Source organism: Pantoea sp. AS-PWVM4, from assembly GCF_000468095.1.
GTDB classification, from domain to species: domain Bacteria; phylum Pseudomonadota; class Gammaproteobacteria; order Enterobacterales; family Enterobacteriaceae; genus Pantoea; species Pantoea phytobeneficialis.
In genome coordinates, this window is the sequence record NZ_ASZC01000010.1 from 21,330 (window position 1) to 28,163 (window position 6,834).

The window sequence follows — 6,834 nt, forward strand, 5'->3', positions numbered from 1 at the left end:
CTGTTAGCGACCTGAAATACAAAGTAAAGCCCTGAAATAGTTGTGAGGTCGCACGCGACAGGGTGTTACGCTATAACACTTCGCAGGTTTACCTGTCAGGGATTCATTGATGAAAAAGATTTCACTGCTCAAACGCTTAACCAATCGCCGTCAGCTGCTGCTGTCCGGACTGGCGCTGGCGGTGCTGTCACCGCGTCTGGTCCAGGCCAAAGAAGAGAGCGCGGATTTACGCATGCTGCCACGCCACAGCAAACCTGCGCCCCCAGCCCGCAGCGGCAAACGTATTGTGATGATCGACCCTGGTCACGGCGGCATCGATTCCGGTGCGGTTGGCGAGCAAGGTTCCGAAGAGAAGCATATCGTGCTGGATATCGCCAACAACGTACGTCAGTTGTTGCAGGATCATCCGAAGGTGGAAGTGCGTCTGACACGCGACACTGACTACTTTATTCCGCTCTATCAGCGCGTTGAAATCGCCCATCAGCACGGTGCAAATCTGTTTATGTCTATTCACGCCGATGGTTATACCAGCCCGGATGCCAATGGCGCGTCAGTGTTCGCCTTGTCGAATCGTGGAGCCAGCAGTGCGATGGCGCGTTATATGTCGCAAAAAGAGAACGATGCCGACAAAGTTGGTGGTGCCGAAGTGGCGGCGAAGGATCAGTATCTGAACCAGATCCTGTTCGACCTGGTGCAGACCGACACCATTCGTAACAGCCTGACGCTGGGTAAACATGTGCTGGATCAGATTCGCCCGGTGCATCATCTGCACAGCCAGCACACCGAACAGGCCGCGTTTGCGGTACTGAAGTCGCCATCCATTCCTTCGGTGTTGGTGGAGACCTCGTTTATCACCAACCCACACGAAGAGCAGTTGCTCGGCACCCCGGCGTTCCGCCGTAAAATCGCCAGCGCAATTGCCGATGGCATCGTCAATTACTTTGATGAGTACGATCGTCGTCAGGCTTAGGTATAATCGCGGCAAATTTCCGGAACGAGTGACTCATGAGCAATCCCGATATTTCCCGCGTTAAAGCCTTTTTGCTGGCGCTCCAGGATGACATTTGCGCCCAACTGGCGGCGGAAGATGGTAAAGCAGACTTCGCTGAAGATAACTGGCAGCGGCCCGGCGGTGGTGGCGGACGCAGCCGCGTACTGCGCAACGGCGCGGTGTTTGAGCAGGCTGGCGTTAACTTCTCCCACGTTCATGGCGACCAGATGCCCGCTTCCGCGACCGCGCATCGTCCGGAGCTGGCTGGCCGCAGTTTCGAAGCGATGGGCGTATCGCTGGTGATCCATCCGGAAAACCCGTACATACCGACCAGCCACGCCAACGTGCGTTTCTTTATTGCAGAGAAGCCGGGAGCCGATCCGGTGTGGTGGTTTGGTGGCGGTTTCGACCTCACCCCGTATTACGGTTTTGAAGAAGATGCCATGCACTGGCATCAGACAGCCTTTGAGTTGTGCCAGCCGTTTGGCGAGGACGTCTATCCACGTTTTAAAAAATGGTGCGACGACTATTTCTATATCAAGCATCGTGAGGAACAGCGTGGCATTGGCGGTTTGTTCTTCGACGATCTCAACACCCCCGATTTTGACCACTGCTTCGACTTTACCCAGGCGGTAGGCAATGGTTTTCTGCAAGCCTATCGTCCGATTGTGGCGAAACGCAAAGCGCTGCCGTGGGGCGAGCGCGAGCGCCAGTTCCAGTTATACCGCCGTGGTCGCTATGTCGAGTTCAACCTGGTGTGGGATCGCGGCACCCTGTTTGGTCTGCAAACCGGTGGACGAACCGAATCGATCCTGATGTCGATGCCCCCGCTGGTGCGCTGGGAATATGATTATCAACCGGAAGCGGGAACGCCAGAAGCGGCGTTGTACCGCGATTTTCTGCCGGTGAAAGATTGGCTGAGTATCGCGTCCAGATAATGGCCATTTCGTAGCGGCGCGATTTATCGCGCGCGTTTTAAACCTGCGCGATAAATCGCGCCGCTACGATCTCACAACGGCTCGGTCTGCGCCTCCACCACCGCCAGCGCCACCATATTGACGATGCGTCGCACCGAAGCGATACGTGTTAATACATGCACCGGTTTGCTGATACCCATTAACACCGGCCCAACCGTCACCCCCTCCGAACAGGAGACGCGCAGCAGGTTGTAGCTGATACGCGCCGCTTCAACATTTGGCATAATTAACAGATTGGCGGTGCCTTTTAACGGGCTGTCCGGCATCAATTCCCGGCGGATATTTTCCACCAGCGCCGCATCGCCGTGCATTTCTCCGTCAATCTCCAGTTCCGGCGCACGCTGCTGAATCAATGCCAGCGCTTCACGCATCTTGCGCGCGCCCGGCGCATTCGAGGTGCCAAAGCTGGAGTGTGACAGCAGCGCCACACGCGGTTCGATACCAAAGCGTCGCACCGTCTCCGCAGCCATCAAGGTAATATCTGCCAGTTGCTCTGGTGTCGGATCTTCGTTGACGTAGGTGTCGGTAATAAAGGTGTTGCCGCTCGGCAGCAGCAGCGCGTTCATCGCCCCGGCGACGCGTACATCAGGACGGAAGCCAAACACCTTCTCAATCACTTCGTAATGTTCATGATAATCGCCAACGGTGCCGCAAATCATCGCATCGGCTTCACCACGATGGACCATGATCGCCCCAATCAGGGTGGGATTGCCTATCACCGCACGCTGTGCCATCTCCGGCGTAACGCCACGCCGTTTCATAATCTGGTAATACTCGCTCCAGTAGGCTTTAAAACGCGGGTCGGATTCGTTGTTCACCACCTCAAAATCTTTTCCGGCTTCGATTTTCAGTCCCTGCTTTTGCAGGCGCATGGCGATTACGTTAGGACGACCGATCAGAATGGGTTTCGCCAGTCCGAGCGTCACCAGTTCCTGAGTGGCATGCAGCACCCGCACTTCTTCTCCTTCCGCCAGCACCACCCGTTTCGGCTCTTTGCGTGCCTGCGAGAAAATCGGTTTCATAAACAGGTTGGTTTTATAGACAAACTCGGTGAGTTTCTCGCGATAGGCATCGAAGTCCTCAATCGGTCGCGTGGCGACGCCAGATTTCATCGCGGCTTGCGCCACCGCAGGCGCAATCTGCACAATCAGACGCGGATCAAAAGGTTTCGGGATCAGATATTCCGGGCCAAAACTCAGATCCTGGTCATCATAGGCCGACGCCACCACATCGCTTTGCTCCGCCTGCGCCAGCGCCGCAATGGCGTGCACCGCCGCCAGTTTCATCTCTTCGTTGATCGCGGTAGCCCCCACATCCAGAGCGCCACGGAAGATAAACGGGAAACACAGCACGTTATTGACCTGATTAGGGAAATCCGAGCGTCCGGTGCAGATGATGGCATCGGGCCGCACCGCCTTGGCTAATGGCGGCATGATTTCAGGTTCCGGGTTTGCCAGCGCCAGAATCAGGGGATCTTTTGCCATCTGGCTGACCATTTCCGGCGTCAGCACCTGCGGCCCGGAGCAGCCAAGAAAAATATCCGCGCCAGCAATCACCTCCTCCAACGTGCGTTTGCCGTTGTCCTCGATGGCATACAGCGCTTTGGTTTCTGCCATCTCGGCATCACGACCACGCCAAATCACGCCTTTGGAATCACAGGCTACGATGTTGTGACGCTGCATCCCCAGCGCTACCAGCAGGTTCAGACAGGCGATGGCTGAAGCGCCCGCACCCGAGACCACCAGCCGCACATCGGAGATGGCTTTTTTCACAATCTGCAATCCGTTCAGCACCGCAGCGGTACAGATAATGGCGGTGCCGTGCTGATCGTCGTGGAACACCGGGATTTTCATACGTTCGCGCAGCTTCTGCTCGATGTAGAAGCACTCCGGCGCTTTGATATCTTCAAGGTTAATGCCGCCAAAAGTCGGTTCCAGCGCGGCAATCACCTCAATCAGTTTATCCGGGTCGTGTTCGTCGATTTCGATATCGAACACGTCTATCCCGGCAAACTTCTTAAACAACACGCCCTTGCCCTCCATCACCGGCTTCCCCGCCAGTGCGCCGATATTGCCGAGGCCAAGCACCGCAGTGCCGTTAGAGATCACCGCCACCAGGTTGCCGCGTGCGGTGTATTTATGTGCCGCCAGAGGGTCCACGGCAATCTCAAGGCACGGGGCTGCCACGCCGGGTGAATAGGCCAGGGCCAGGTCACGCTGCGTCGCCAGCGGCTTGGTGGGTGACACCTGAATTTTTCCGGGGGTGGGATACTGGTGAAAATCGAGAGCGCTTTGCTTCAGTTGATCGTCCATTGGGCATCCTGTTGCGCGGAGAAAGAGCGTTCAGTATAGAAATCAACCGCCCAAAAGAGGGTGAAGGCGCTCAAAGAATACGCGGTTTACAAGGGCACAGATTGCCACAGCCAGATCAACGCCCCGGTCACAGACTGCTATGCTTAGTGGTGGTAAAACGCGCAGCTGTCATCTCAGGCTGGCCCCTAATCACAAGCGCGCACAGTGGGCGCCCCAGCGTCACAATCAGAGAAAACGCATTTTCTTCACCTGACGTCTGTAGCAATGTGTTGGACCGGTACTCACCTGGAAATGGCGTAATAAGGCCAAAGCTGCCTGAGGTTTTCTATTTGCCATAATGATTGCTAATCAAGGAGTTAAGCGATGAACCAGCTCGATGCATTAAAACAGTTCACCACCGTGGTGGCGGACAGTGGCGATATTGAATCCATTCGCCAATACCACCCGGAAGACGCCACGACCAACCCCTCATTAATCCTCAAAGCCGCCGGACTTGACGCCTACAAACACCTGATTGATGACGCCATCGACTACGCAAAAAAACAGGGCGGCAGTAAAGAAACGCAGATCATCAACGCCAGCGACAAAGTGGCGATCAACCTCGGTATGGAAATTCTGAAAAGCGTACCAGGCCGTGTCTCGACCGAAGTGGATGCGCGCCTCTCTTTCGATCGGGGCATGTGTGTTACCAAAGCCGAAAAACTGGTGCGGTTGTACGAAGAGAACGGCATTGACCGTTCGCGTATCCTGATCAAACTGGCGTCAACCTGGGAAGGCATCCGCGCTGCCGAGGAGCTGGAGAAAAACGGCATCCATTGCAACCTGACGCTGCTGTTCTCCTTCGCTCAGGCCCGCGCCTGCGCCGAAGCGGGTGTGTTCCTGATCTCCCCGTTCGTTGGTCGTATTTATGACTGGTACAACAGCCGTAAACCGCTCGATCCGTATGTGGCAGATGAAGATCCGGGCGTGAAATCCGTGCGTCGCATCTACGATTATTACAAAAAGCATCGCTACAACACCGTCATCATGGGTGCCAGCTTCCGTAAAGTGGAGCAGATTCTGGCGCTGGCGGGTTGTGACCGACTGACCATCTCGCCAAATCTGCTGGAAGAACTGGCCAACAGCGATACGCCAGTGGAACGTAAGCTGGAACCGTCAACCGAAGGCTTCCATCAGCCTGCGCCGCTGTCTGAAGCGGAGTTCCGCTGGGAACATAATCAGGATCCGATGGCGGTAGAAAAACTGTCCGATGGGATCCGTCAGTTTGCCATTGACCAGCAAAAACTGGAGGACGTGCTGGCTGCTCGTCTCTGACCGACCACCACCTCATGCCGGACGGGCGTCTTGCCCGTCCTTTTTGCCAAATCACAAGGGAGAACCCTATGTCTTCACGCAGAGAGTTGGCTAATGCGATTCGTGCCCTGAGCATGGACGCCGTACAAAAAGCAAATTCCGGCCATCCGGGTGCCCCGATGGGCATGGCGGATATCGCCGAAGTGCTGTGGCGCGATTTTCTCAAACATAACCCGACCAACCCACACTGGCCCGACCGCGACCGTTTCATTCTCTCCAACGGCCATGCCTCGATGCTGCTTTACAGCCTGCTGCATCTCACCGGTTATGACCTGCCGATGGAGGAATTGAAAAACTTCCGTCAGCTACATTCGAAAACGCCGGGACACCCGGAGCTGGGTTATACCGCAGGGGTTGAAACCACCACCGGACCACTCGGTCAGGGGCTGGCGAATGCCGTGGGGATGGCGATTTCCGAACGCACGCTGGCGGCACAATTTAACCAGCCGGGGCATGAGATCGTCGACCATTACACCTACGTGTTTATGGGTGACGGCTGCCTGATGGAAGGGATCTCTCATGAAGCCTGCTCGCTGGCGGGTACCCTTGGACTTGGCAAGCTGATCGGTTTTTACGATCACAACGGCATTTCCATCGACGGTGAAACTGAAGGCTGGTTTACCGACGATACCCACAAACGCTTTGAAGCCTACAACTGGCATGTGATTGGCGACATTGACGGCCATGATCCGACCGCCGTCAGCAACGCCATCAAAGAGGCGCAGGGCGTCACCGACAAACCCTCGCTGATTATCTGTCGCACCATCATTGGCTTTGGCTCGCCCAATAAAGCCGGTAAAGAGGAGTCGCACGGTGCCGCGCTCGGCGAAGCGGAAGTGGCGCTGGCGCGTAAACAACTGGGCTGGAACTCTCCAGCGTTTGAGATCCCAAAAGAGATTTATCAGCAGTGGGATGCTAAAGAAGCCGGGGCCGCGCGCGAAAAAGCCTGGGACGAAAAACTGGCGGCCTATACATCGGCGCATCCCGAACTGGCGAAAGAGTTCACACGTCGCCTGAGCGGTGAGTTACCCGCTAACTGGCAAAGCGAGGTTCAGGCGTTTGTTGAACAACTCCAGGCAAATCCACAGAAAATTGCCAGCCGTAAAGCATCGCAAAATACCCTCGAAGTGTTTGGCAAGCTGTTACCTGAATTCCTTGGGGGATCTGCCGATCTGGCCCCCAGCAATCTCACTATCTGGTC

At 55.9% G+C, this 6,834-nt stretch carries 5 protein-coding genes; 4 read left to right on the forward strand and 1 reads right to left on the reverse strand.

The features are described from left to right. The first annotated feature begins 109 nt into the window (after positions 1-109). Together amiA and hemF are read left to right on the forward strand one after the other, a co-directional pair. A complete protein-coding gene (gene amiA, locus L579_RS10790; protein WP_021184276.1) occupies positions 110-970 on the forward strand; it encodes an N-acetylmuramoyl-L-alanine amidase AmiA in 861 nt (286 codons plus the stop codon). A 35-nt stretch (positions 971-1,005) separates the two neighbouring features. Then, entirely contained in the window at positions 1,006-1,929 is a 924-nt protein-coding gene (hemF, locus tag L579_RS10795; protein WP_021184277.1) for an oxygen-dependent coproporphyrinogen oxidase, read from the forward strand. Between the two features lie 71 nt (positions 1,930-2,000). Here hemF and maeB read toward each other — a convergent pair whose 3' ends face one another. Beyond that, complete coding sequence (maeB, locus tag L579_RS10800) at positions 2,001-4,280, reverse strand: NADP-dependent oxaloacetate-decarboxylating malate dehydrogenase (protein ID WP_021184278.1); 2,280 nt, start codon at positions 4,278-4,280, stop codon at positions 2,001-2,003. 363 nt (positions 4,281-4,643) lie between these two features. Between maeB and tal the strand changes: the two genes are divergently transcribed. After that, positions 4,644-5,594 (forward strand): transaldolase, encoded by a 951-nt coding sequence (tal, locus tag L579_RS10810; protein WP_021184279.1) that lies wholly within the window; start codon positions 4,644-4,646, stop codon positions 5,592-5,594. Positions 5,595-5,662: 68 nt separating this feature from the next. Then, the coding region (locus tag L579_RS10815) for a transketolase family protein (protein WP_036626416.1) at positions 5,663-6,834 on the forward strand (1,172 nt) is incomplete at its 3' end.

Coding starts and splice junctions, on each gene's coding strand:
- maeB (WP_021184278.1), bottom strand. CDS start 4,280: ATGGACGATCAACTGAAGCAAAGCGCTCTCGATTTTCACCAGTATCCC.
- tal (WP_021184279.1), top strand. CDS start 4,644: ATGAACCAGCTCGATGCATTAAAACAGTTCACCACCGTGGTGGCGGAC.
- hemF (WP_021184277.1), top strand. CDS start 1,006: ATGAGCAATCCCGATATTTCCCGCGTTAAAGCCTTTTTGCTGGCGCTC.
- amiA (WP_021184276.1), top strand. CDS start 110: ATGAAAAAGATTTCACTGCTCAAACGCTTAACCAATCGCCGTCAGCTG.